This window comes from Methylobacterium sp. Leaf469 (assembly GCF_001424745.1).
GTDB lineage: Bacteria > Pseudomonadota > Alphaproteobacteria > Rhizobiales > Beijerinckiaceae > Methylobacterium.
Genome location: NZ_LMRE01000042.1, coordinates 120,991 through 143,495, shown reverse-complemented (window position 1 = coordinate 143,495; position 22,505 = coordinate 120,991). Strand labels below are relative to the sequence as shown.

The window sequence follows — 22,505 nt, the reverse complement described above, 5'->3', positions numbered from 1 at the left end:
CGTCGCTCGGGGCCCCGGGGGGCCGTCCACGGGACAAGCGCCCTGCCCCGGCCTGGTTCGCGGGGCCGAAGGTCACACCAATCCACGTTACACGAGCGACGGCTGTCTCGGCGCTGCGCTCACTCGCTCCAGCGGAGCGCTGCGGCGGAGGCCAGGGTCCCGACGACGCCGGCGATGAGGCTGAGGGCGGCGAGGATGGCCAGCGGCGTCGTGAACGGCACCGTGCCGCCGAGCGCCGCCTCGCTCGCCGAGACGCCGAAGATCAGGGTCGGGATCATCAGGGGCAGCACCAGGACGGCGAGGATGAGGCCGCCGCGCCGGATCGAGGCCGTCAGGGCCGAGCCGACGGCGCCGATGAAGGTCAGGGCCGGGGTGCCGACCAGCAGCGTCAGGCTGGTGGCCGCCATGGCCGTGCCGTCGAGCGCCACGAGGAGGCCGAACAGGGGGACGGCGAGCGCGAGGGGCAGGCCGGTGGTGAGCCAGTGGGCCAGCACCTTGGCGAGCACCACGAGTTCCATGGGCACGGGCGCGCCGGTCATCAGGTCGAGGGAGCCGTCCTCCTCGTCGGCCTGGAACAGGCGGTCGAGGCCGATGAGGGTGGCGAGCACTGCGGCCAGCCACAGGATGGCCGGCCCGATCCGCGACAGCAGGTTGAGGTCGGGCCCCAGCGCGAACGGCACCACGGCGACGATCATGAGGAAGAACACGAGGGAGAGCGCCCCCGAGCCGCCGACCCGGGCGGCCAGCGCGAGGTCGCGGACGACGAGGGCCTTCAGGGCGCGCATCACCACCACACGTCTCCGGTCGCAGCGTCGGACGGCGTCGCCGCCGCCTCGCTCCTGGCCGCCTCGCTCTTGGCCGCCTCGCTCCTGGCCGCCTCGATGCGCAGTTCGCGCGCGCCCTCCAGGCCCAGCGCCTGGTGGGTCGCCGCGATGACGAGGCCGCCCGTCGCCCGGTGTCGCGCCATCATGCCGGCGAGCACGGCCTGCGAGGCGACGTCGAGGGCCGCCGTCGGCTCGTCGAGGAGCCACAGCGGCCGCCGGCAGACGAGGAGGCGGGCCAGCGCCACCCGGCGGCGCTGGCCCGCCGACAGGTAGGCCACCGGCAGCCGCAACGCGTGGCCGAGGCCGAGTTCCTCCAGGGCCGCGCGCGGGCTCGCGGTGGGCGCGCCCAGGAGATCGCGGGCGAAGGCGAGGTTCTCTTCCGCCGTCAGCGGGCTCTTCAGGCCGTCGCGGTGGCCGACCACGTGCAGGCACTCGGGCAGGGTCGCCTCGCCGACCTCGTGCACGGTGAGCGTCCCCGATTCGGGCTTGAGGCGACCGGCCAGCACGGCGAGCAGGGTCGACTTGCCCGCACCGTTGCGGCCGGTGACCATCAGGGCCTCGCCCGCGCCGAGCGTGAACGACACGTCCGAAAAGATGCGGCGGCCGGAGCGGCGGACGGCGAGGGTCTGGGCGGTCAGCCGCACGGGGGGTCCTGGATCATGAGCCTCGTCGAACCGGCCACGGAACGATGTCGCGCCAGTCGCCGATCCGGTCCATGCGACAAATTCAGAGCCTCGCACCGCTCGGCACCCCGCCCATCGCACGCGGATCGTTCAGTGGCGAGACCCCATGCGCGGAAAGGTCGTCAGACCCTCGCCGCCTGCGTCGGCCCTTCGTGTCTGCGATCCGCCTTCGCCCGCCCACCCACAACCGAAACGTGCTTTTGCCGAGAATCCGTTGTGGAGCGTGAACGAATGGGCTTTCCTCGACCGAGGCGCGCGATCGTTCACACACGGGTGTCAGGCCTGCTCCGACCATCACCTACGCCCAACACGCACGGGACCAGATCGCCCTGCGTACCCTGGATGAGGCTTGGGTGGAGCGGACGATCCTGACCCCGGATGCCGTGGAGCCCGATCCTTTGCATCCGGATCGACGGCGGGCCTTCCGCGCATTGCCCGAACGGGACGGCCGCGTGCTTCGCGTCGTTTATGTGATACGCTCGGCCTCAACCTTTCACGTGATCACAGCATTCCTCGATCGTGGGTGGGGGCCCGGCACGCATGAAATCCCGGTATGACCGTGAGGCGGACGCACTCTACGTGCAGCTCGCCGACGCCACGATCGTCGGGAGCGAGGAAGTGCGTCCGGGCATCATGCTCGATTTCGATGCCGCCGGACGTGTCGTCGGGATCGAGATCCTCGACGCTTCCGAACACGTGGCCGAAGGCGCGGATTTCGCGCACCTCGCCGCGGCGTAGCCCCCTCCCGCCGACGACAGACCCACCGCTCTGTCAGCCCACCGGTAGCGGCCAGTTTCGAAGTGTTCTATACGGGCGTCAGGCTGCGCCGCGCGAGTCTCAGGGCGTCCAAACCGTCCTTCGCGCAACAACCTGTCCGGGCACCCCCGGAGCGGCGCGCGCATTCCAGCGCACCCAGCCGAGCACAGCTTTCGTGGCGCAGGTTATGCCTGCGCGTGTTCGACCAACCGCTCGCGAGGATCATCAACGCCGTGGCATCGCTCGACAGCTTCCAGTCCCGCCAGACCCTCACCGTCGGGGACAAGTCCTACACCTACTACTCAATTCCCCATGCAGAGAAGGCGGGCCTGGCCGACGCCACCGCCCTGCCGTTCTCCATGAAGGTGATCCTCGAGAACCTGCTGCGGTTCGAGGACAACCGTTCGGTGAAGAAGGACGACATCTCCGCCACCGTCGCGTGGCTGGGCAACCTCGGCAAGACCGAGACCGAGATCGCCTTCCGGCCCGCCCGCGTGCTGATGCAGGACTTCACCGGCGTGCCCGCCGTGGTGGATCTCGCCGCCATGCGCGACGCCATGGTGGCGCTGGGCGGCGACCCCCAGAAGATCAACCCCCTGGTGCCCGTCGACCTCGTTATCGACCACTCGGTCATCGTCGACGAGTTCGGCACCCCCAAGGCGCTCGCCGACAACGTGGCGCTGGAATACTCGCGCAACGGCGAGCGCTACACCTTCCTGAAGTGGGGCCAGTCGGCCTTCGACAATTTTTCGGTGGTCCCGCCCGGCACCGGCATCTGCCACCAAGTGAACCTGGAATACCTGTCGCAGACGGTCTGGACGAAGCAGGGCGACGGCGATTCCTTCCCGGTCGCATACCCGGACAGCCTCGTGGGCACCGATTCGCACACCACCATGGTCAACGGCCTCGCGGTGCTGGGCTGGGGGGTCGGCGGCATCGAGGCCGAGGCCGCCATGCTGGGCCAGCCCCTATCGATGCTGATCCCCGAGGTCGTCGGCTTCAAGCTGTCGGGCAAGCTGCCCGAGGGCACCACCGCCACCGACCTCGTGCTCACGGTCACGCAGATGCTGCGCAAGAAGGGCGTGGTCGGCAAGTTCGTGGAGTTCTACGGCCCCGGCCTCGACGACATGGCGGTGGCCGACCGCGCCACCATCTCCAACATGGCCCCCGAATACGGCGCCACCTGCGGCTTCTTCCCCATCGACCGGAAGACCATCGACTTCCTCACCGTCACCAGCCGCACGGACGAGCGCATCGCCCTGGTCGAGGCCTACGCCAAGGCGCAGGGGATGTGGCGCGACGCCCAGACCCCGGACCCGGTGTTCACCGACACCCTGGAGCTCGACATGAGCGACGTGCGTCCGTCGCTGGCCGGCCCCAAGCGCCCGCAGGACCGGGTGCTCCTCGATGCGGCCAAACCCGGTTTCGCCGGCTCCATGGAGACGGAGTTCAAGCGCGCCGCCGACATCGCCACGCGCTACCCGGTGGAGGGCGCCAACTTCGACATCGGCCACGGCGACGTGGTCATCGCCGCCATCACGAGCTGCACCAACACCTCGAACCCGAGCGTGATGATCGGCGCGGGCCTCCTCGCCCGCAACGCCGTGGCCAAGGGCCTGCGCTCGAAGCCCTGGGTGAAGACCTCGCTGGCCCCCGGCTCCCAGGTGGTGGCCGAGTACCTGGAGAGCGCCGGGCTCCAGAAGCCCCTCGACGCCCTGGGCTTCAACCTCGTCGGCTTCGGCTGCACCACCTGCATCGGCAATTCCGGGCCGCTGCCGGCGCCGATCTCGAAGGCCATCAACGACAACGACGTGGTGGCCGCCGCCGTGCTCTCGGGCAACCGCAACTTCGAGGGCCGGGTGAACCCCGACGTCCGGGCGAACTACCTCGCCTCGCCGCCCCTCGTGGTCGCCTATGCGCTCGCCGGCTCCATGCAGATCGATCTCGCCACCGAGCCCCTGGGCAACGGGTCGGACGGCCAGCCCGTCTACCTCCGGGACATCTGGCCCTCGACGGCGGAGGTCGCGGAGTTCATCGAGGCCAACATCACCTCGGCCCTGTTCAAGTCGCGCTACGCCGACGTGTTCGGCGGCGACGATTACTGGAAGGCCGTCGAGGTCACCGAGGCCGAGACCTTCAAGTGGGATTCGACCTCCACCTACGTGCAGAACCCGCCCTACTTCGAGGGCATGACCAAGACCCCGGCCCCCGTCGAGGACGTGGTCGACGCCCGCATCCTGGGTCTCTTCCTCGATTCCATCACCACCGACCACATCTCGCCGGCGGGCAACATCCGGGCGAATTCCCCGGCGGGCGCCTACCTGCAGGAGCATCAGGTCCGGGTGCAGGACTTCAACCAGTACGGCACCCGGCGCGGAAACCACGAAGTCATGATGCGCGGCACCTTCGCCAACATCCGCATCAAGAACCAGATGGTCCGCGACGAGGCCGGCACCGTGGTCGAGGGCGGCTGGACCCTGTTCCAGCCCTCCGGCGAGCGGATGTTCATCTACGACGCGGCGCAGAAGTACCAGGCCGAGGGCACGCCCCTGGTGGTGTTCGCCGGCAAGGAATACGGCACCGGCTCGTCGCGCGACTGGGCGGCGAAGGGCACGAAGCTGCTGGGCGTCCGCGCCGTGGTGGCCGAGAGCTTCGAGCGCATCCACCGCTCGAACCTCGTCGGCATGGGCATCGTGCCCCTGGTGTTCCAGGGCGACACGAGCTGGGAGACCCTTGGCCTCAAGGGCGACGAGACCGTGACGATCCTCGGCCTGTCGGGCGACCTCAAGCCGCGCCAGACCCTGGTGGCCCAGATCACCGCCGCCGACGGCACCAAGCGCGACGTCCCGCTGACCTGCCGGATCGATACCCTCGACGAGCTCGAGTATTATCGGAATGGCGGGATTCTGCCGTACGTACTGCGCTCGCTCGCGGCGTAGGATCGGCAAGCCCTCCGATGAACGAAGGCCCCGCCCGCGAGGACGGGGCCTTTTTCGTCGGGGGCGCTCAGGCCGCCTGCGCGTCCCCGCCCGTGAACTCCCGCCACAGCAGGATTAGCGCCGCCATCACGGCCGGGCCGAGGAATAGCCCCAGCAGCCCGAAGGTCTCGACGCCGCCCAAGATTCCCAGCAGCACCCAGAGGAACGGCAGCTGCGTCGTGCCGCCGATGAGGGCGGGGCGGACGAAGTGGTCGGCCGCGAAGGTGACGACGAAGCCCGCCACCACCACCACCGCCGCCGGAACCACCGAGCCGGCGGCGAGGAGCACCAGGGCGGCGGCGCCGAAGACCAGGGGCGCGCCGAACGGGATCATGGCCGCCACCGCGGTCAGCGCGCCGAGCAGCACCGGGTGCGGCACGCCGGCGAAATAGTAGACGATCCCCAGAACCACGCCCACGCCGAGGCCGACGAGGACGAGGCCGTCCACGGTGCCGTGGACCGACGCCACCATCTGGCGGGCGACCCGCTCGCCGCGCGGGCCGAACAGGCGGGCGCTCGCCGTGAGCACCTGGGCGGTCACGAGCTTCCCGTCTCGGAACAGGAAGAACAGGGCCACGAGGCTGAAGCCGAACAGCACGCTGCGCCGGACGATCTGCGCCCCGAGGCTGCGCGACAGGCCCAGCGCGGTGGACTTGTCGAGGTGGTGCAGGAGGTCGGCGCCCGCCTGCGGATGGCTGAGGTTCGCCGCCCACCACGCACTCGCCTGTGCGCCGAAGGGAACGCGCGAAAGAACCTCCGGCACCGGCAGGCCGGTCTGTTCGGCCGAACGCGCCAGGGCGACGACGTCGTGCGCCTCGCGTGCCGCCTCGATGCCGAGCACCACCAGAGGCAGGAGGAACACCAGGGCGACCCCCAGGGTGAACAGGCTCGGCAGCAGCAGGTTGTGCCGTCCCGGCGGCCAGCGCCGCTCGGCCCGGGCGTAGAGGGGCCACAGGGCGATGGCGAGGATCACCGCCCAGGCCAGGGCCGGCAGGAACGGGTGCAGCACCCAGAGCCCGAGGGCGGCGAGGCCCACCACGAGGAGGATGCGGGCGACGCCCTGCGCCCGCGGCGTCAGGGCACCGGGCGGAGGGGGAGCCGGCGCCGGATCGGCGGTGCGAGGGGGAAGGGGCATGGATGGGAAAGCCTCGGAGGACGGCGGCGCCCGCGGCGGACGGCCGAGCCCTCATCTAGGCCGCCGACGCTGTGTGCGGAATGACCCCGCGCTCACGATCCGGAGGCCGCCCCGGGCAAGCGGCACGGTTGCCCGGTCTACCCCCCTCGTGTAAGGGACCGCCTTCATCTTTCGGGGACGGCGCGCGGCGTCGTCCGGCAGGGCATGCTGCGCGACCGGGGGCACCGGGCATCATGGGCCGGCCTCGAGGTCCGCCCCACGTCGGCGCGGAACGGGGCGGCGGGATATCCAGCAAACACGGCGAGAACGCATGTCCGACCTGACCCAGACCGCCACCTTCGACCGCGTCGCGGAAATCATCGCCGACACCGCCGACATCCCGCGCGACACCATCACGCCGGAGAGCCACGCCATCGACGATCTCGGCATCGACAGCCTCGCCTTCCTCGATATCGCCTTCGCGGTGGACAAGGCCTTCGGGATCAAGCTGCCCCTCGAGCGCTGGACCCAGGAGGTCAACGAGGGCAAGGTCCCGGCCGAGGAATACTTCGTCCTGAAGAACCTCTGCGCCCGCATCGACGCCCTCGTGGCCGAGAAGGCCGCCAAAGCCTCCTGAAGCCGCCGGAACCTCAGCCATGCGGCTCGAATATTTCGAGATGATCGACGCGGTCACGGTCCTCGACCGGGCCGCCGGCCGGATCGAGGCCATGGCTCGGGTGCCCCTGGAGAGCCCAGTCTTCGAGGGGCACTTCCCCGGCCACCCCCTGGTGCCGGGCGTGCTGCTCACCGAGACCATGGCGCAGGCCTCGGGCTACCTCATCCTGGCCCATCTCGACTTCCGCCAGATGCCGTTCCTCATGGGCGTGGACAAGGCGCGGTTCCGCGCCTTCGTCGGGCCCGGCGCCGAGCTCGCCGTGGAGGCGAGCCTGGAGCATGACGGCTCGGGCTACGCCGTGACCAAGGCGGCCATCCGGCACGACGGCAAGCCGCTCTGCAACGCCGAACTGCGCTTCCGCACCATGCCGTTCCCCGACGGCCTCGACGCGCCCATGCGGGCGCGGGCGCAGCGGATCGGCCTCCTGGCTCTCGCGGGGCTCACGACGGAACCGGAGCCAGCATGAACGACGTCGTCGTCACCGGCCTCGGTCTCGTCTCCTGCGCGGGCGAGGGCATCGCGGCCCATCTCGACGCCCTGGACGCCGGCGCCCCGGCCCGGACGGACACCGAGCGCTTCGCCCCCTACACGGTGCATCCCGTGGCGCCGCTGGCGCTGGACGGGCAGATCCCGAAAAAATCCGACCAGCGCCAGATGGAGCCGTGGCAGCGCCTCGGCGTCTACGCCGCCGGCCTCGCCCTCGATTCGGCGGGCCTGAAGGGCAACGCGGCCCTGAAGGGCGCCATGCACCTCGTCGTGGCCTGCGGTGGCGGCGAACGCGACACGGAGGTGGACGGGGCGATCCTGACGGGGCTTCGCGACGCCGCGGACCCGGGCGCCTACCTCAACGAGCGCCTGCTCAACGACCTGCGCCCGACCCTGTTCCTCGCCCAGCTCTCGAACCTGCTCGCCGGCAACATCGCCATCGTGCACGGGGTCACGGGCGCGTCCCGCACCTTCATGGGCGAGGAGGCCGCCGGCACCGATGCCCTGCGCATCGCCCAGGCCCGCATCGCCTCGGGCCAGGTCGACTGCATGCTCGTGGGCGGCTCCTACAGCGCCGAGCGGCCGGACGTGATGGTGGTCCACGAGATGGGCGGATACCTGCGCGCCAAACCCTTCCGCCCGGTGTTCTCCCGAGAGAGCGAAGGGGAGGGCGGGTTCATCCTCGGCAGCGGCGCCGCCTTCCTGGTCCTCGAATCGGCGGATCACGCTCGCGCCCGCGGCGCGAAGGCGCTCGCCCGGCTCATGCCGGTGCACAGCGACCGCACCCGCCGCGCCCCCGGCGCCACGGCGCGGAGCGTCGAGACCCTGTGGCGCGACGCCGGATTCGAGGCCCCCGACCACGTCCTCTCCGGCGCCACGGGCGTCGGCGGGATCACGGCGGAGGAGGGCGCGGCCCTCGGCCGCCTCGCGCCCGGCATCCCCGTGACGGCGCTCGGCGACGTCACCGGCCACACGCTCGAAGTGACGGCGCCCTTCGGCGCGGCCCTGGCGGCCGGGCTGGTGGCGCAGGGTCGGGCCCGCGAGGTCGCCGTCACCACCATCGGCCACCGCCGCGGCGAGGGCGTACTCCGCGTCTGTGCGGCCTGATGGACGGCACTGGGATTTCACCCGAGTGGCTGCCAGGGTTCAGAGTTCTCTCGGGCAGCGCAGGTCCCCTCTCCTGGAAGGAGAGGGACAGGGTGAGGTGTGTGACCCTTTCGGAGAGTTCGCACACCTCACCCCAACCCTCTCCTTTCAGGAGAGGGAGCCCCGTTGCGCATCGCCCCTTGAAGCCGGGTGCCGTCCGTAACCCGCTGCCCCGACGACGGCGAGAACGCGACATGCGTTCGGATTCGGTAGGTCACGTGGGGGAGAGCGGTACCCCGGCCCCAGGCCCCAAGATCCGTGAAACGGTGTAGAACGGCGCGATGACGAACGCTTCCTTTCGCGACAGCAAGGGCCGCCCCCTGGTGGCGGTCACGGGCCTCGGCATCGTGACGTCCCTCGGCCAGGGCCAGGCCGACAATTGGGCGGCCCTCACCGCCGGGCGCTCGGGCATCCACACCATCGCGCGCTTCCCCACGGAGGGCCTGCGCACCCGCATCGCCGGCACCGTCGATTTCCTCGACACCGATCCGCTCGTCGCCCCCGCCCTGTCGCAGCGCTTCGCCGAAGCCGCCGCCGAGGAGGCCGTCGCGCAATCCGGACTCGGTCCGAAAGGCGACTTTCCCGGTGCGCTGTTCATCGCCGTGCCGCCCGTCGAGATGGAATGGCCCCAGCGCCGGGCCATGGCGGTGGCGTCGGGCCAGGACGGGCCGATCACCTACGCCGACCTCCAGCGCGCTGCCGCCAGCCGCCGCTTCGACGCGTGGCACGACCTCTTCATCTTCGGCACCGTGGCGGAGAACATCGCCGACCGGTTCGGCAACCGGGGCTCGCCCATCTCGCTCTCCACCGCCTGCTCGTCGGGGGCCACCGCGATCCAGCTCGGCGTCGAGGCGATCCGCCGGGGCGAGGTGACGGCGGCCCTGTGCATCGGCACCGACGGCTCGGTGAACCCCGAATCCCTGATCCGCTTCTCCCTGCTCTCCGCCCTTTCCACCCAGAACGACCCGCCGGAGGGCGCCTCGAAGCCGTTCTCGAAGAACCGCGACGGCTTCGTCATGGGCGAGGGCGCCGGCGCCCTGGTGCTGGAGGACGCCGAATCCGCGCGGGCGCGGGGGGCAAAGATCCTCGGCTACGTCCTCGGCTGCGGCGAGAAGGGCGACGGCTTCCACCGCACCCGCTCCAGCCCCGACGGCGCGCCCGGCATCGCGGCGATCCGCGCGGCCCTCGACGATGCGGGCGTCGGCCCCGACGCCATCGACACCGTCAACGCCCACGGCACCTCGACGCCGGAGAACGACAAGATGGAGGCCATGGGCTGCGCCGCCGTGTTCGGGGCGCGCATCGGCCGCCTGCCGATCTCGTCAAACAAGTCGATGATCGGCCACACCCTGACGGCGGCCGGGGCCATCGAGGCCGTGGTCTCGCTCCTCACGATCACGCACGGCCGCATCCCGCCGACCATCAACTACCTGGTGCCGGACCCGGCGATCCCGCTGGACGTGGTCGCCACCGCCCGCGACGCGCGGGTGTCCCGCGTGCTCTCGAACTCCTTCGGCTTCGGCGGGCAGAACACCTGCCTCGTGCTCGGGGACGAGCCCGCATGAGCACCCGCATCCTCGTCACCGGCGGCGCGTCCGGCCTCGGCGCCGCCCTGGTGCGGGCGCTCGTCGGCGCCGGCCACGACGTCGCCTTCACCTACCGCTCGTCGGCGCCCGCCGCCGAGGCCCTGGTGGCCGAGCTGGCGGCCGCCCATCCCGACCGCGCGGTGACGGCCCACGCCCTCGACCTCGCCGACCGCGACGCCCTCGAGGCGTTCTGCGCGGACCACGAGGAGGCGGGCTTCTACGGCCTCGTCCACAATGCCGGGCAATCCTCCGACGCGCTGGCGGCCATGCTCGATCAGGACCGGGCGGAAGCCGCCATGCAGGTGAACTTCTGGTCCCTGACGCGGCTGGCCAAATCCCTGGTGCGCGGCATGATCCGGGCGCGCTCGGGCCGCATCGTCGCCATCGGCTCGGTGGCGGCGCTGCGGGCGAACCCCGGCAACGCCGCCTACGCGGCGAGCAAGGGCGCGCTCATCGCCTATTGCCGGACGCTCGCCATCGAATCGGCCAAGCGCGGCGTGACCGTGAACGTCATCGCGCCGGGCTTCATCGACACCGGCATGATGGCCCCCTACGCCGCCCACCGCGCCGGCATGGAGCGCCAGATCCCCGCCGGGCGCTTCGCCCGTCCGGAAGAGGTGGCGGCGCTCGCCGTCTTCCTCATGGGGGCGGGGGCCGCCTACGTCACCGGCGCGGTCCTGCCCGTCGATGGCGGTCTGACGGCGATGATGGGCGTGCACCGCTCCTGAAGCCCGCCATGCGCCTGCCCCTCATGCTGATCGCCCTGGTCCTGGCGGGACCCGCCCACGCCGTGGAGGCCTTCCGGGTCGACGGCCTGCCGCGGGGCGAGGGCCTGACGATCCGCGAGACGCCGGACGCCGCCGCCCCGTCCCTCGGGCAGGTGCCGGCCGGCGCGCGCCTGCGCGGCTTCGGTTGCACCAGCGACACCCCGAGCGGCCTGACCTGGTGCCGGGTCAAGGCCGGCCCACTCCTGGGCTGGGCGCGCCGACGCTACCTTGCGCCGGATTGAACAATGTCCCGGCCGCGACCCCTTTAAGCTTCCTTTACCATAGTTGAGCAAAGTCCGACCCGAAGGACAGGCCGCCACCACGGCGCCGTGCCTTCAGCCGGACGGCGCATGTTCCTGTTCACCACGCCCCCCGCCACCGCCCGCGACACCGGCTCCGCCCGGGATGCGGGCACGCGCGCGGCGTCGGGCACGGCCTCGGGCGCCGGTTCGGCCGTCGTCGAGGCGATCCGGGACGGGGCGCAGAGCTCCGGGGTGGGCTTCGACTACCTCCTGGCGACGGCCCAGCGCGAATCCGCCCTCAATCCCACGGCCAAGGCCGGGACCTCCTCGGCCACGGGCCTGTTCCAGTTCATCGAGCAGACCTGGCTCGGCACCATGAAGAACGCCGGGCCGAAGCTCGGCCTCCAAACCTACGCCGACGCCATCACGACGCGCCCCGACGGCACCTACACGGTGGCCGACCCGGACGCACGCCAGACCATCCTCGATCTGCGCCGCGACCCCAAGACCGCCGCGACCCTGGCGGGCGCCCTGACCCAGCGCAACGGCGAAGCCCTGACGGCGGCTTTGGGCCGCGAACCCACGGGGGGCGACCTCTACGCCGCCCACGTCCTCGGGGCCCGCGGGGCCGCCGCCCTCATCAACACCGCCCAGGCCAGCCCGGCCCGCGTCGCCGCCCTCGACATGCCGGAGGCGGCCGCCGCCAACCGCAACCTGTTCTACGACAAGACCGGTCGGGCACGGGGAGCCGCCGAACTCTACGCCCTCCTGTCGACGGCCCGCACCACGGCGGGTCCCGTGGGCGCGTCTCCGGCCCAGGCGGGCGGATCGGCGCCTGCGAGCCCCATCGTGCTGCCCGAGGCTCCCACCGCCTACGCCTCCCTCGACGGGGGCCTGCGCTCCCTGTTCCAGACCGACAAGCGCCAGGGCGCCATCTCGGAGGGGGTGGCCAAGCTCTGGCAAGGCAGAGCCGCGTCGGAGCAGGGCCGGGCCGTCACCGACGGCCGACCCGCGCCGACCTACTTCCCGCGCTCGGACGGCACGGCGGACACCGTCCTGCCCGCGACAGCACCGGCGCCGACGGCGGCGGCGGCCCCCACGGCCCCCCCCGTCACCCTGGCGGCGCAGACCTCGACGCTCGCATCCGGCCCCGCCCTCGTGGACGCGCCGCTGCCGCCGCGGCGGCCGGCCGAGTTCACCACCGCCTCGGTCGCCCGGACCGGCGCCCCCCTCGATTCCTCCCTCTTCACCGCCCGGAGCGGCCCATGATCATCCGCCAGTTCCTCGCCCTGACGCAGCACGCCTCGGCCGCGCGCCGGGCGGAGGCGGCCGGCGCCCTGGTGCGGGCCACCCTGCACGGCGGCCTCGCCCCCGATACGGCGGGCGAGACCGAGGCCACGATCCTCGCGCTCCTCGACGATCCCGCCCCCATGGTGCGCCGGGCGCTGGCCGAAGCCTGCGCGGCGAGCGCCACCGCGCCGCGCTCCCTCGTGGTGGCCCTGGCCGGGGACCTGCCGGACATAGCCGGCATCGTCCTCAGGCGCTCCCCCGTCCTCACGGATGCCGACCTCGTCGACGGCGTCGCCATCGGCTGCGAGGCCACGCGCCGGGCCATCGCCGAGCGGCGCGACCTGTCGCACGCGGTGGCGGGCGCCATGGCGGAGATCGCCGGCCCCGTCGCCCTCACGGCCCTGGTGGGCAACCACAGCGCCGGCGTCACCACCGGAAGCCTCCTGCGCCTCGTAGCCCGCCACGGCGACGACGCGGCCTTGCGCGAGGCGGTGCTGGCGCGGCCCCACCTTCCCCTCGAAGTCCGCCAGGCCTGCACGGACCGGGTCGCCGAATCCCTGGCGCGCCTCGCCGTGGCGTCGGGCTGGCTGACGCCCGCCCGGGGCGAGCGAGCCGGCCGCGAGGCGCGCGAGCGCGCGACCCTGGCCTTCAGCGTCGGTGCCCACCCCATCGATCTCGCCCGCCTCGTCGCCCACCTGCGCCGGCACGGCCAGCTCAACGCCGGCCTGATCCTGCGGGCGATCCTGTCGGGCCACATGCCGTTCGCCGAGACGGCCCTCGCCGACCTCGCCGGCCTCCCGGCGGGACGGGTCGCGGGCCTCATGCACGAGGGGGCCAACGCCGCCTACGCCGCCCTCCACCGCAAGGCCGGACTGCCCGAGCCCCTGCTGCCGGCCTTCACCGCCGCCCTCTCGGCCTGGCGCGAGGCCGGCCGGGGCGAGACCGCCGCCCACGGCGCCGCCCTGTCGCGCCTCATGATCGAGCGGGCCCTCACCGCCTGCGAGAGCATGCCCTTCGCCGAGGCCCAGGGCGTGATGGCGCTGCTCGCCCGCTTCGAGGCGGAAGCGGCCCGCGACGCCGCGCGTACGCGGACCCGGACGATGACCGAGCGCGCGGCCCTGGCGCCCCCGGCGGCGACGGATTTCCCCGAGGCGCGGATCTTCGGCATGCCGGCGTTCGACGGGCTCCTCTCCGGCCCGCAGGATTTCGACACGACGGACGTCGACGCGCAGCCCCTCGACCTGCGGGCGGTCGAGTCGGAGATCCTCGACGCCGAGTGGCGCGAGGCGCAGCAGCAGGTCCCGCCCGTTCCGCAGCACGCGGCCGCCATGAGCCGGATGCTTCGGGAGACCGCCGAGATCACCGGCCACCGGGAGCCCCCCGCGGCCGCGGTCGACCCTTCGGAGACCGCGCCGCGCCCGGAGACGCAACCCACCTGGGGGAGGCCGACGGCCTCGGAGCAGCACGCGCCCCTGGACCTCGGGGACATGGCCCTCGCGGATTCGAACGACGCGGACTCGGAGCTTGGGGACTCGGAGCTTGCGGATCTGCCGGAGGCGCCCGAAGCCCCGGAGAGCCGCGAAGCCCCGCCGGCCCTCGGGCCCATCGCCGACGGCGACGCCGCGTCCGCCTCGACCGACATCCCGGACGCCGTCGCGGCCGAGGACGCGCCCGTCGCGTCCCGGAGCGATCCCGTCGGCCTCATCCTCGAAGCCCTGCCGCGCGCGATCCTGGCGCAGTTCCAGGAGGACCGGGCGGAAAAGCAGCGGGCGGCCGAGCGTGCGGACGAGGCCGCCCGCGCCGCGACCGTCGCGGATATCCTCGACACGATCCCGAACGCCCTGGTGGCGAGCTACCGCGCCGACCGGGAGCGCGTCCGCCTCGCGGCCTGAGGCGTCGGCCGACGTACCGGGGAACCGGCGCCTCGGCCGAACGGCAGACCGTCCCAGGCGTCAGCCGAACTGCTCGCGCAGGATCCGCTCGTCGAGGCTGTGGCCGGGGTCGTGCAGGAGCACGAGGTTGGTGGCGTGGTCGAGCCAAGTCTCCACGGTGGCGACCCGGCGAAACTCCGTGTGGTCGGCCACCGCCGCCACGGGCCGGTGCTCGGCGTCGAGCACCTCGATGAAGATGCGGGCGTGATCGGGCAGGAGGGCCCCGTGCCAGCGGCGCGGGCGGAAGGACGAGATCGGCGTCAGCGCCAGCAGGCGGGCGTTGAGGGGCAGGATCGGGCCGCCCACGGACAGGTTGTAGGCGGTGGAGCCGGCCGGCGTCGCCGCCAGAACCCCGTCGGCGATGAGTTCGGGCAGGCGCACGTGGCCGTCGACGGAGATCCGCAGCTTCGCCGTCTGATGGGTCTGGCGCAGCATGTAGACTTCGTTGAGAGCCCGCGCCCGGTGTCGGCGCCCCTCCGTGTCCACGGCCTCCATCAGCAGCGGATGGATGCGGCTGCGCTTGGTGTTCTCCAGCCGTTCGAGGAGGTCCTCCTCGCGGTACTCGTTCATGAGGAAGCCGACGGTGCCGCGGTTCATGCCGTAGATCGGCGTGCCGGCATCCATGAAGCGGTGGAGCGCCTGGAGCATGAGGCCGTCGCCGCCCAGCGCCACCACCACGTCCGCCTCCTCGGGCGGCACGTGGTCGTAGCGGCGCATCAGGGCGTCGGCCGCCTGGCGCGCATCCGGCGTCGGGCTCGCGATGAACGCGATCGTGTTGAAACGCCGCGACATGAACCCTCGTCCGTCCTGTTGACCCAACCACGCTCGGCGTCGCATCGCGCCACGGGACGCGCCGGTGGCCGGCACACCCGCCGCTGCGCGATCACGAGACCCATCGCTGGAGGACCCATAGCATGGAGCGTCCACTCCTCGTCTACACCACCTTCCCGGATGCCGAGATGGCGCTCGCCGTCGGCGAGGCCCTGGTGCGCCTGCGTTTGGCGGCCTGCGTCAACGTGCTGCCGGGGATGCGCTCGGTCTATGCTTGGAAGGGCGCGGTGGAGCGGGCCGACGAGGTGGTGGCCCTGATCAAGAGCCGCGAGGCCCTGGCCGAGCCGCTCAGTGCCGCCCTCAAGGAACGCCACCCCTACGAGACGCCGATCATCCTACATCTTCCGGTGGTGGGCGCCGACCCGGACACGGCGGCGTGGATCGCCGAAGAGACGGATCAGGCCCCGTTCAGCGGGTAGCTCCGGCCCTTCCACACGGCGGCGCCGGCGGCCTTGCGGCGCAGGAGCACGTTCCACTGGATCGCCAGGGCGACGGCGACGGCGACGGGATGCAGCGGGATCGTCACGAGGGGCTCGCGCATGGCGCGCGTGATCGCGGCGCGCGTGCCGAGGGAGAACAGGAAGGCGACGAGCGCGAGGGCCGCCGCCCCGGGCGCGACGAGGCCGAAGCCGAACAGGACCAGCAGCAGCACCGGCAGGATGTGGGCGGTGAACAGCAGCCCGGTCCAGACGGGCAAGGCGCGCGGCGTCGCCATGCCCTCGTGGGCGTTCTTCGAGAAGCCGGCCCAGCACTCGCGCCAGGTCCGGTACATCCGGCAGGTGGCGAGCGCGTGCCCGGCCACGAGATCGGTGCGGTGGCCCGCCCCGCGCAAGGTGCGGGCCAGCAGCACGCCGTCGTGGAGGAAGCCCCGGATGGCGCCGTGCCCGCCGGTGGCGGCGTAGACCGACCGGTCGACGAGGACGAGCTGGCCGCAGGCAGCCCCGAGGGACGCGCGGAGGGAGGCGCGCATCATCGGCACCGGCAGGTAGCCCACGAGGAGGAAGCCGATCATCGGCACCGTGAGCCATTCGCCGAGCGTCCCCATGCGCTGACGCGGCACCGCGCTGACGAGGGCGGACTCCGTGCGGACGGCGTAGGCGGCCAGCGCCGCCGCCGCCGCCGGCGCTAGGGTCACGTCGGCGTCGATGAACAGCAGGTGCGCCCCGCGTGCCGCCCCGGCCAGCACGGCGCAGGCGTGATTCTTCCCCGTCCAGCCCTCGGCCAGGGGCGGGATCGCCACGAGCCGCAGGCGCGGGTCGGTGGCGGCGATGTCGCGCACGATGGCGGCGGTGGCGTCGGTGGAATGGTCGTCGCCCACCAGCACCTCGATGGCGACGCCCGTGCTGGCGAGCGCCGCCCGCACGGTGTGGGCGATGGTGGCGGCCTCGTCCCGGGCCGGGATGAGGATCGACACGCGGGGCGCTTCGTTGTCAGCGCCCGGCTGATGGGATTCAGACGTCGGCGATGGGGCGCCGTGAGCCGCGACCGCCCCCCTCTCCTGCAAGGAGAGGGCTGGGGTGAGGTGTGGGACATCTCCGGACAATCCACACACCTCACCCTGTCCCTCTCCTGGAAGGTGTGGGGACCCGTGACTCCCGCCCGACGCCGGAAGGCGAGCGGTGTCGGGCACCGGCGTGCGCAGGGCGAACAGGTTCACGGCGGTGAGAATAACCGGCAGGAGGGCAAGCAGCACCGAAGCGATCGCGAGGGCGAGGATCACAGTGTGCGGTCTTTCTCGCGCAACAGATCTTCCTCGACTCGGTGGGCGGGCTCGAAGCGGCGCCCCGTCAGGGCCGCGCGCAGGCGCCGTCCCCAATCGTACACGCCCCCGACCCCCTTGGCGCCCGAGACGAGGGCGGTGAAGCGGGCGGGGTCACGGGCGATGACGTCGGCGGCGAGGCGGTCGAGGGTCGCCGTCAGCGCCTCCTCCATGCGGGCGAGGCGCTCGGGCCGGGGGAGGGCCTGGAGGTCGCAAGCCCGGATCGGCGGGCCGAAGGCGGCGCAGGCCTCGGCGCCGCGCTCCTCCCAGAAGGCGTAATCGAGGGCGAGGGGCACGAACAGGGTGTCGGGTCCGAGTTCGGGCAGGCGGGCGACGCCGCCCCGGAGGTCCAGGGGCCGAGCGCGGACGTCGGCGAAGCGCCCCTGCGCGGTGATCCACATCATCGCATCCGGCTGCGCCAGGATGTTTCGCGATGAGCGGAGGAACTGGGCCGCGCCGCGCGCCGAGTCGAGGTCCACCGGGAAGGCACCGATGCGGGCGAAGATCGCGTAGCGCGCCAGCATCCGGGCATCGAACGGCGCGTAGCTCGCGCGCTTCGGAAACAGCCGCCCGGCGAGCAGGATCACCACGGCGGCATCCCACCAGGCCGGGTGGTTGCAATAGACCACGACGGGCCCGGGATGGCCGGCGCAATCCGGCACGCCCCAGCGCGCGAGGCGCAGGGCGTTCATGTGGCGGCGCAGGAACCGGTCGAAATAACCGACCATGAACCGCCATACGAACCGCGAGCGGGCCGGGGCCGACACCGTCCGGTCCCTAAGCGCTCGCCCGGTTCCCTTCGAGGGACGCGATCGTCTGGGAATCGGTATCGTGGGCGTCGGCCGCGATCCAGCCCGACATCATCACCATGGGCATGCCGGGGCCGGGATGAGCCGCGCCGCCGGCGAGGTAGAGCCCCCGCACCTGCCGCGATCGGTTGCCGGGCTTGAACGCGCCCATGAACTTGCCGTGGGAGGCGAGGCCGTAGATCGCCCCGTTCAAGACCTTGTAGCGCTCGTGGATGTCCTGCGGCGTGAGGTGGCGCTCGACGACGATGCGCTCCTCCAGGTCCGGCATGCCGGCCGTGCGCTTCAGCTTGTCCAAAATCACCTGCCGGTAGGCCGGGAACATCTTCGACCAGTCGTGATGCGGCCGCAGGTAGGGCGTGTGGACGAGGACGTAGAGGGCCTCGCCGCCCTCCGGCGCCACGCTCGGATCGGTGGAGGAGGGGGCGGCGAGGTAGGCCGTCGGATCCGGCGCCGGCTCGCCCTTGCGGTAGATGTAGTCGAACTCCTCCTCCGGGTTGCGGGAGAAGACGAAGTCGTGGTGGCTGAGGTGGTCGTAGCGCTTGTTGAGACCGAGGTAGAGCACCACGCCCGAGCAGGCCGGCTCGAAGGACTTCTTCTCGTAGGCCTTGCCGACGGCGCCGCCGACGAGCTCGCGGTAGGTCCGCACGCTGTCCATGTTGGAGATCACGGCGTCGAACGGGGTGGTGCCGGCGGCGGTCCGCACGCCCTTAACGGCGCCGTTCTCGATGGCGATGCCCGTGACCTCGTCGCCCGGCCGCAGGGTGGCGCCGAGCTCGCCGGCGAGCTTCGACAACGCCTCGGCCACCGCGCGGGTGCCGCCCATGGGGTACCACACGCCTTCGGCCGTCTGCATGTGGGCGATGGCGCAGAGCACCGCCGGCGCGCCGTAGGGCGACGAGCCGACATACTGCACGAAGTGGTCGAGCATCTGGGCGAGGCGCGCGTCCTTGACCTTGGACCGGATGGTGCCGGCCACCGAGGAGCCCATGCGCAGGGACAGCACGTCCCGCAGGGTCCCGGGGTTCATGTTGGCCCGGATGTCGATGGTGTCGAACAGGTCCTCCACCGCCTTCCAGAAGAAGAACTTGTTCGAGACGCCGTGCAGGTGCTCGGAGATCTCGATGAACTTCGTGTAGCCCTCCCCGGCGCCCGTGCCCGGGGCGAACCGGTCCATGGAGGCCGCCATGGTGGGCACATCGGCCATGAGGTCGATGCGGGTGTCGTCGTCGAAGAAGCAGCGCCATTGCGGATCGAGGCGGCGCAGGTCGAGGTAGTCGCGGATGTCGCGCCCGGCCTCCTGGAAGATGCGCTCCAGCACCTTCGGTACCGTGAGGATGGTCGGTCCCATGTCGAACCGGAACCCGCCCTCGTGCAGCACCGCCGCCTTGCCGCCGAGCCACTCGTTCTTGTCGTAGAGCGTGACCGTGTGGCCGCGCGCCGCACTCACGCAGGCCGCCGCGAGGCCACCCAACCCCGCGCCGACGACGGCGACCGAAGACCCAGCCCGCATGTTCACGTTACTCCCGGTGCGGACGAAAGCCGCTCTGTACGATTGAAGCTAGGCCGCCGGCGACGGGGGTCAACGCGTTACCCCGTCGCGGCGGCGTGGAGGCGCGACCGACGATCCGACGCTTGGCCCTGTCTTAGATTAGCCCTGTCACGGTAGAGGAGCGTAGGTGATGCGGCCGTCGGCCTCGATCTCCAGAACATGATTGATGAGATCGAGTCCATCGCTCAGGGCATCGAGCACGCGTCCGAAGAGTTCGATCTGTGCCCTGCGGTGGGTGTTCGGCACGATCACGATCAAGCCGTTGTGCAAGGATTGGCGCCCATAGAGACGCAGGAAATCCAAGCGGTTGTTGGTGACGAAGCAATAATCGCCCGCTTCGATCACGGGGATCAGGCTCCGATCCTGATACCCCGCGAGGCCCAGGTAGCTGACATGATCGACGGAGTAACCGCATTCGCGGGCGACGGCCACGAGGGCGGTCGAGAGACATTCGTCGATCAGCAGTCGGATCACGCGCGGGCGTTGACCACCGCGGACTTCCAATCGGACCCGTATTCGACGGCGGCCCAGGCCTCGACAGCCGCGATCCCATCGGCCGGCAGGGCGGGATAATCGGCCCGGATCTCCAGGGGCGTGTGGCCGACGCGAAGATAGGCGGCGATGGTCTCGGCCGAAATACGCGTGCCCGCCAGCACGGGTGTTCCCCCGAGGATACGTTCATCCCTGACGATGTCCGTCAGCGCGGACTCGATCGATCGGAAGCGGGAATCGGCCATCGAAGGCTCCATCATCGTCGCGCACGATGCCACGTGTGCGCCACAACTTCAACGGGAGCCCCACTCACGTCACCCGGCGCGAAACCAGCCCCACGGCCGCCACCAAACTCACCGCCGCGACCGCGATCATCACGCCCCAGGCGGGCAGGGCGGCGGAGACGCCTTCACCGAGCGCGGTCTGGTAGGCCTCGATGGCCCAGGCGTTGGGGGTGAACCAGCCCGCCTGCTGCAGCCAGGGCGGCATGAGGAAGCGCGGGACCATGCTGCCGCCCACGGCCGAGAGCAGGAGGACACCGAAGGTCGAGGCGAGGTGCGCCTGCTGGCGGGTGGCGGCGGCGGCGCAGGCGGCCAGCGCCAGTCCGGCCGCCATGGCGGCGACGAGGAACGTGGTGACGAGCCACGCCCCCCAGTGGGGCTTCAGGTCGACGCCGTGCAGGAGGCTCGCGGCGGCGAAGATCAGCCCGGCCTGGAGCATGCCCTGGACGACCAGGAAGGCGAACTTGCCGAGCACGATGACGGCGAGGCCGCCGGGCGCCGCGGTGAGGCGGTCGGCGAGGCCGCCCTGGCGCTCCTCCACCAGGGACATCGCCCCCTGCATGGCGGCGAACAGCAGGAACACCGCCGCGATGGCGCCCGCGTAGTAGCTCACCCGGTCGTTGCCGCCGCCCGTGGCCGTGGTGCGCAGCTCCACCAGGGACGCGAAGGAGAACGGCTCCTTGCGGGCGCGCTGCTCGGCGAAGGCCTGGGTCAGGAAGGCGCGCTCGTCGGCGCCGATCTTGCCCGTCCGCTCCACGTCGGCGACGATCCGGGCCAGCACCACGTCCGGCAGGGCCGCGTTCAGCACCCGCTGGAACTGGCCGAGCGCGATGGGGGTGGCCAGCGCCCGCGCGGGGTTCTCGACGAGCACCACGGGCTGGTCGGCCGGGGCGGCGCCGGCCGGGGCGGCATCGAGGTCGCCGCGCAGGACCAGGGCGACGTCGACCTCGCCCCGGCGCACGGCGGCGGTGGCCCCCGCGACGTCGCTGACGGACAGGCGGGCGATCCGAAGCGTCGGGTCGGCCTCCAGGGCGGTGACGAGGCGCTCCGTCGTCGCCGTCCGGGCGAGGTCGACGAGACCGAGATGGATGCGGATGCGCTCGCCGATCGCGCCGGAGAAGATCGCGGCGAAGATCACGAAGATCACGGTCGGCAGCACGAAGGCCATGACCAGGGCGGCGCGGTCGCGCACGAGGCCGAGCAGCATCACCCGGAAGGCGGCGGCGATCATGACGCGACGCTCTCCTGGCGGCGAAGGCGGACGGGGTCGGCCGGGTCCCACAGGCCGAGGGCGTCGCGGTAGACCGCCTCGAGGCCGGGCGCGCGGATGCGGATCTCCGCGACGGGCACGCCCTCGGCCCGCAGGGCGGTGAGCAGGCCGGCGGCGTCGAGGCGCGGGCCGGCGGCTTCGAGGCACTGGCCGGCGGCTTCGAGGCGCTGGCCGGCGGCTTCGAGGCGCTGGCCGGCGGCTTCGAGGCGCGAGCCGGCGCCCGGATGCGCCCGCCAGGTCAGGCCGGTGTCCACGGGGCCGAATCCGGCGCGCCGCAGGGCCGCTTCGGCGGGGCCCAGGGCGGGGCTGGACAACGCGATCTCGTGCTCGGGGGCGCCGTCGCGGAGGCGGGCCAGGAGGTCGGGCAGGGCGCCCTCGCGTACGATGCGGCCTTGCGCGAGGAAGGCCGCCCGGTCGGCGAGGCGCTCGGCCTCGGCGAAGTCGTGGGTGGCGACGAGGAGGGCGGCGCCCTCGCGGCGCAGGCGCTCCAGCACGGCGTGAATCGCCGCGCGGGCGTGGAGATCGACCCCCTGCGTCGGCTCGTCGAGGAGAACGAGGCGGGGCCGGGCCATGAGGCTCGCGGCGATGTTGACCCGGCGCTGGTAGCCCCCCGACAGCAGGCCGACGGGGCGCCCGGCGACGTCGGCGATGTCCGTGAGGTCGAGAGCCTCCGCCACGGCGGCGCGGCGCGCGTGCCGCGAGAGGCCGGCGAGGCGGGCGAACACGTCGAGGTTCTCCGCCACCGTGAGGCGGGGATAGAGGGCGATGTCCTGGGGCACCCAGCCGATGGCCCGGCGGGCGGCGTGGGTCGCGAACGGATCGCACCCGGCGATGCGCACGCTGCCGGCCTGCGGGGCGAGGCGCCCGGCGACGAGGCGCATGAGAGAGGTCTTGCCGGCCCCGTTGGGGCCGAGCAGCGCCACGGTGCGGCCGGCGCACAGGTCGAGGTCGACGCCGTCGAGGACGCGCCGGTCGCGGTAGTTCAGGGTGGCCCCCCGGACCACGACCAGGGGTGCGTCGGACGGCACGGGGGCG

At 72.2% G+C, this 22,505-nt stretch carries 23 protein-coding genes; 12 read left to right on the top strand and 11 right to left on the bottom strand.

Annotated features, from left to right (window positions below; genetic code table 11):
• Window positions 1-119 precede the first annotated feature (119 nt).
• Together ccmB and ccmA are read right to left on the bottom strand one after the other, a co-directional pair.
• Window positions 120-785, bottom strand: coding sequence for a heme exporter protein CcmB (gene ccmB / locus ASG60_RS17605; protein ID WP_200947689.1), 666 nt, complete (start codon window positions 783-785; stop codon window positions 120-122).
• Entirely contained in the window at window positions 785-1,468 is a 684-nt protein-coding gene (gene ccmA, locus ASG60_RS17600; RefSeq protein ID WP_056386883.1) for a heme ABC exporter ATP-binding protein CcmA, read from the bottom strand. The genes ccmB and ccmA overlap by 1 nt, the downstream gene beginning before the upstream one ends.
• Window positions 1,469-1,800: 332 nt before the next feature.
• Between ccmA and ASG60_RS22230 the strand changes: the two genes are divergently transcribed.
• The 3 genes from ASG60_RS22230 to acnA all read left to right on the top strand — a co-directional run bounded on the left by ASG60_RS22230 (window position 1,801) and on the right by acnA (window position 5,202).
• The gene (locus ASG60_RS22230) at window positions 1,801-2,064 is read left to right on the top strand and encodes a DUF4258 domain-containing protein (RefSeq protein ID WP_082531819.1); all 264 of its coding nucleotides are present in this window, start codon (window positions 1,801-1,803) and stop codon (window positions 2,062-2,064) included.
• On the top strand, window positions 2,048-2,245 hold the full coding sequence (locus tag ASG60_RS17595; RefSeq protein WP_056261508.1) for a DUF2283 domain-containing protein: 198 nt from the start codon (window positions 2,048-2,050) through the stop codon (window positions 2,243-2,245). The genes ASG60_RS22230 and ASG60_RS17595 overlap by 17 nt, the downstream gene beginning before the upstream one ends.
• A gap of 251 nt (window positions 2,246-2,496) precedes the next feature.
• Window positions 2,497-5,202 (top strand): aconitate hydratase AcnA, encoded by a 2,706-nt coding sequence (gene acnA / locus ASG60_RS17590; RefSeq protein WP_056386999.1) that lies wholly within the window; start codon window positions 2,497-2,499, stop codon window positions 5,200-5,202.
• Between the two features lie 67 nt (window positions 5,203-5,269).
• Here the strand turns inward: acnA and ASG60_RS17585 are convergent, their stop codons facing one another.
• Complete coding sequence (locus ASG60_RS17585) at window positions 5,270-6,376, bottom strand: AI-2E family transporter (RefSeq protein WP_082479204.1); 1,107 nt, start codon at window positions 6,374-6,376, stop codon at window positions 5,270-5,272.
• Window positions 6,377-6,686: 310 nt separating this feature from the next.
• On the opposite strand from ASG60_RS17585, the gene ASG60_RS17580 reads away from it, so the two are divergent.
• From ASG60_RS17580 to ASG60_RS23215, 8 genes are all read left to right on the top strand, one after another.
• Window positions 6,687-6,992 carry an acyl carrier protein gene (locus ASG60_RS17580; RefSeq protein ID WP_056095482.1) on the top strand — a complete coding sequence of 102 codons (306 nt, stop codon included), beginning with the start codon at window positions 6,687-6,689 and terminating at the stop codon, window positions 6,990-6,992.
• Window positions 6,993-7,011: 19 nt separating this feature from the next.
• Window positions 7,012-7,497 carry a 3-hydroxyacyl-ACP dehydratase FabZ family protein gene (locus ASG60_RS17575; RefSeq protein WP_056261505.1) on the top strand — a complete coding sequence of 162 codons (486 nt, stop codon included), beginning with the start codon at window positions 7,012-7,014 and terminating at the stop codon, window positions 7,495-7,497.
• Window positions 7,494-8,624: a beta-ketoacyl-ACP synthase gene (locus tag ASG60_RS17570; RefSeq protein WP_056261501.1), complete on the top strand. Its 1,131-nt coding sequence runs from the start codon at window positions 7,494-7,496 to the stop codon at window positions 8,622-8,624. The genes ASG60_RS17575 and ASG60_RS17570 overlap by 4 nt, the downstream gene beginning before the upstream one ends.
• A 320-nt stretch (window positions 8,625-8,944) precedes the next feature.
• Window positions 8,945-10,228, top strand: coding sequence for a beta-ketoacyl-ACP synthase (locus ASG60_RS17565; protein WP_056386881.1), 1,284 nt, complete (start codon window positions 8,945-8,947; stop codon window positions 10,226-10,228).
• Complete coding sequence (locus ASG60_RS17560; protein ID WP_056386879.1) at window positions 10,225-10,977, top strand: SDR family oxidoreductase; 753 nt, start codon at window positions 10,225-10,227, stop codon at window positions 10,975-10,977. The genes ASG60_RS17565 and ASG60_RS17560 overlap by 4 nt, the downstream gene beginning before the upstream one ends.
• Window positions 10,978-10,985: 8 nt before the next feature.
• Window positions 10,986-11,258, top strand: a complete 273-nt coding sequence (locus ASG60_RS17555; RefSeq protein ID WP_056261492.1) for an SH3 domain-containing protein — start codon at window positions 10,986-10,988, stop codon at window positions 11,256-11,258.
• A gap of 108 nt (window positions 11,259-11,366) precedes the next feature.
• Window positions 11,367-12,527 (top strand): transglycosylase SLT domain-containing protein, encoded by a 1,161-nt coding sequence (locus ASG60_RS17550; protein ID WP_056386877.1) that lies wholly within the window; start codon window positions 11,367-11,369, stop codon window positions 12,525-12,527.
• Window positions 12,524-14,440: a DUF2336 domain-containing protein gene (locus ASG60_RS23215; protein ID WP_056386875.1), complete on the top strand. Its 1,917-nt coding sequence runs from the start codon at window positions 12,524-12,526 to the stop codon at window positions 14,438-14,440. Before ASG60_RS17550 ends, ASG60_RS23215 begins: the two co-directional genes overlap by 4 nt.
• A 60-nt stretch (window positions 14,441-14,500) precedes the next feature.
• Here ASG60_RS23215 and ASG60_RS17540 read toward each other — a convergent pair whose 3' ends face one another.
• Complete coding sequence (locus tag ASG60_RS17540) at window positions 14,501-15,271, bottom strand: NAD kinase (protein WP_056261485.1); 771 nt, start codon at window positions 15,269-15,271, stop codon at window positions 14,501-14,503.
• A gap of 122 nt (window positions 15,272-15,393) precedes the next feature.
• Here ASG60_RS17540 and cutA point away from each other — a divergent pair, with 122 nt between their 5' ends.
• Complete coding sequence (cutA, locus tag ASG60_RS17535) at window positions 15,394-15,729, top strand: divalent-cation tolerance protein CutA (protein WP_056175303.1); 336 nt, start codon at window positions 15,394-15,396, stop codon at window positions 15,727-15,729.
• Here the strand turns inward: cutA and ASG60_RS17530 are convergent.
• The 7 genes from ASG60_RS17530 to ASG60_RS17500 all read right to left on the bottom strand — a co-directional run bounded on the left by ASG60_RS17530 (window position 15,708) and on the right by ASG60_RS17500 (window position 22,498).
• Window positions 15,708-16,814 carry a glycosyltransferase family 2 protein gene (locus ASG60_RS17530; RefSeq protein WP_082531818.1) on the bottom strand — a complete coding sequence of 369 codons (1,107 nt, stop codon included), beginning with the start codon at window positions 16,812-16,814 and terminating at the stop codon, window positions 15,708-15,710. The two genes, cutA and ASG60_RS17530, sit on opposite strands and share 22 nt — an antisense overlap.
• Before the next feature lie 212 nt (window positions 16,815-17,026).
• On the bottom strand, window positions 17,027-17,797 hold the full coding sequence (locus ASG60_RS17525) for a lysophospholipid acyltransferase family protein (RefSeq protein WP_056386997.1): 771 nt from the start codon (window positions 17,795-17,797) through the stop codon (window positions 17,027-17,029).
• 49 nt (window positions 17,798-17,846) lie between these two features.
• The gene (gene crtI / locus ASG60_RS17520) at window positions 17,847-19,388 is read right to left on the bottom strand and encodes a phytoene desaturase family protein (RefSeq protein WP_056386873.1); all 1,542 of its coding nucleotides are present in this window, start codon (window positions 19,386-19,388) and stop codon (window positions 17,847-17,849) included.
• Between the two features lie 147 nt (window positions 19,389-19,535).
• The gene (locus tag ASG60_RS17515; protein WP_244473011.1) at window positions 19,536-19,901 is read right to left on the bottom strand and encodes a DUF5615 family PIN-like protein; all 366 of its coding nucleotides are present in this window, start codon (window positions 19,899-19,901) and stop codon (window positions 19,536-19,538) included.
• Window positions 19,898-20,164 (bottom strand): DUF433 domain-containing protein, encoded by a 267-nt coding sequence (locus ASG60_RS17510; RefSeq protein ID WP_056386871.1) that lies wholly within the window; start codon window positions 20,162-20,164, stop codon window positions 19,898-19,900. Before ASG60_RS17510 ends, ASG60_RS17515 begins: the two co-directional genes overlap by 4 nt.
• Before the next feature lie 64 nt (window positions 20,165-20,228).
• Window positions 20,229-21,431 carry an ABC transporter permease gene (locus tag ASG60_RS17505; RefSeq protein WP_056175297.1) on the bottom strand — a complete coding sequence of 401 codons (1,203 nt, stop codon included), beginning with the start codon at window positions 21,429-21,431 and terminating at the stop codon, window positions 20,229-20,231.
• Entirely contained in the window at window positions 21,428-22,498 is a 1,071-nt protein-coding gene (locus tag ASG60_RS17500) for an ABC transporter ATP-binding protein (protein WP_056386869.1), read from the bottom strand. Before ASG60_RS17500 ends, ASG60_RS17505 begins: the two co-directional genes overlap by 4 nt.
• Window positions 22,499-22,505: the final 7 nt, after the last annotated feature.

Excerpts from the sequence above, each read along its gene's own strand:
- ASG60_RS17575 (WP_056261505.1), top strand. The coding sequence starts at position 7,012 with ATGCGGCTCGAATATTTCGAGATGATCGACGCGGTCACGGTCCTCGAC.
- ASG60_RS17550 (WP_056386877.1), top strand. The coding sequence starts at position 11,367 with ATGTTCCTGTTCACCACGCCCCCCGCCACCGCCCGCGACACCGGCTCC.
- crtI (WP_056386873.1), bottom strand. The coding sequence starts at position 19,388 with ATGCGGGCTGGGTCTTCGGTCGCCGTCGTCGGCGCGGGGTTGGGTGGC.
- ASG60_RS17565 (WP_056386881.1), top strand. The coding sequence starts at position 8,945 with ATGACGAACGCTTCCTTTCGCGACAGCAAGGGCCGCCCCCTGGTGGCG.
- cutA (WP_056175303.1), top strand. The coding sequence starts at position 15,394 with ATGGAGCGTCCACTCCTCGTCTACACCACCTTCCCGGATGCCGAGATG.
- ASG60_RS17510 (WP_056386871.1), bottom strand. The coding sequence starts at position 20,164 with ATGGCCGATTCCCGCTTCCGATCGATCGAGTCCGCGCTGACGGACATC.
- ASG60_RS17560 (WP_056386879.1), top strand. The coding sequence starts at position 10,225 with ATGAGCACCCGCATCCTCGTCACCGGCGGCGCGTCCGGCCTCGGCGCC.
- ASG60_RS17580 (WP_056095482.1), top strand. The coding sequence starts at position 6,687 with ATGTCCGACCTGACCCAGACCGCCACCTTCGACCGCGTCGCGGAAATC.
- ASG60_RS17505 (WP_056175297.1), bottom strand. The coding sequence starts at position 21,431 with ATGATCGCCGCCGCCTTCCGGGTGATGCTGCTCGGCCTCGTGCGCGAC.
- ASG60_RS17585 (WP_082479204.1), bottom strand. The coding sequence starts at position 6,376 with ATGCCCCTTCCCCCTCGCACCGCCGATCCGGCGCCGGCTCCCCCTCCG.
- ASG60_RS17555 (WP_056261492.1), top strand. The coding sequence starts at position 10,986 with ATGCGCCTGCCCCTCATGCTGATCGCCCTGGTCCTGGCGGGACCCGCC.
- ccmB (WP_200947689.1), bottom strand. The coding sequence starts at position 785 with ATGCGCGCCCTGAAGGCCCTCGTCGTCCGCGACCTCGCGCTGGCCGCC.
- ASG60_RS17540 (WP_056261485.1), bottom strand. The coding sequence starts at position 15,271 with ATGTCGCGGCGTTTCAACACGATCGCGTTCATCGCGAGCCCGACGCCG.
- ASG60_RS17525 (WP_056386997.1), bottom strand. The coding sequence starts at position 17,797 with ATGGTCGGTTATTTCGACCGGTTCCTGCGCCGCCACATGAACGCCCTG.
- ASG60_RS17570 (WP_056261501.1), top strand. The coding sequence starts at position 7,494 with ATGAACGACGTCGTCGTCACCGGCCTCGGTCTCGTCTCCTGCGCGGGC.
- ASG60_RS23215 (WP_056386875.1), top strand. The coding sequence starts at position 12,524 with ATGATCATCCGCCAGTTCCTCGCCCTGACGCAGCACGCCTCGGCCGCG.
- ASG60_RS17595 (WP_056261508.1), top strand. The coding sequence starts at position 2,048 with ATGAAATCCCGGTATGACCGTGAGGCGGACGCACTCTACGTGCAGCTC.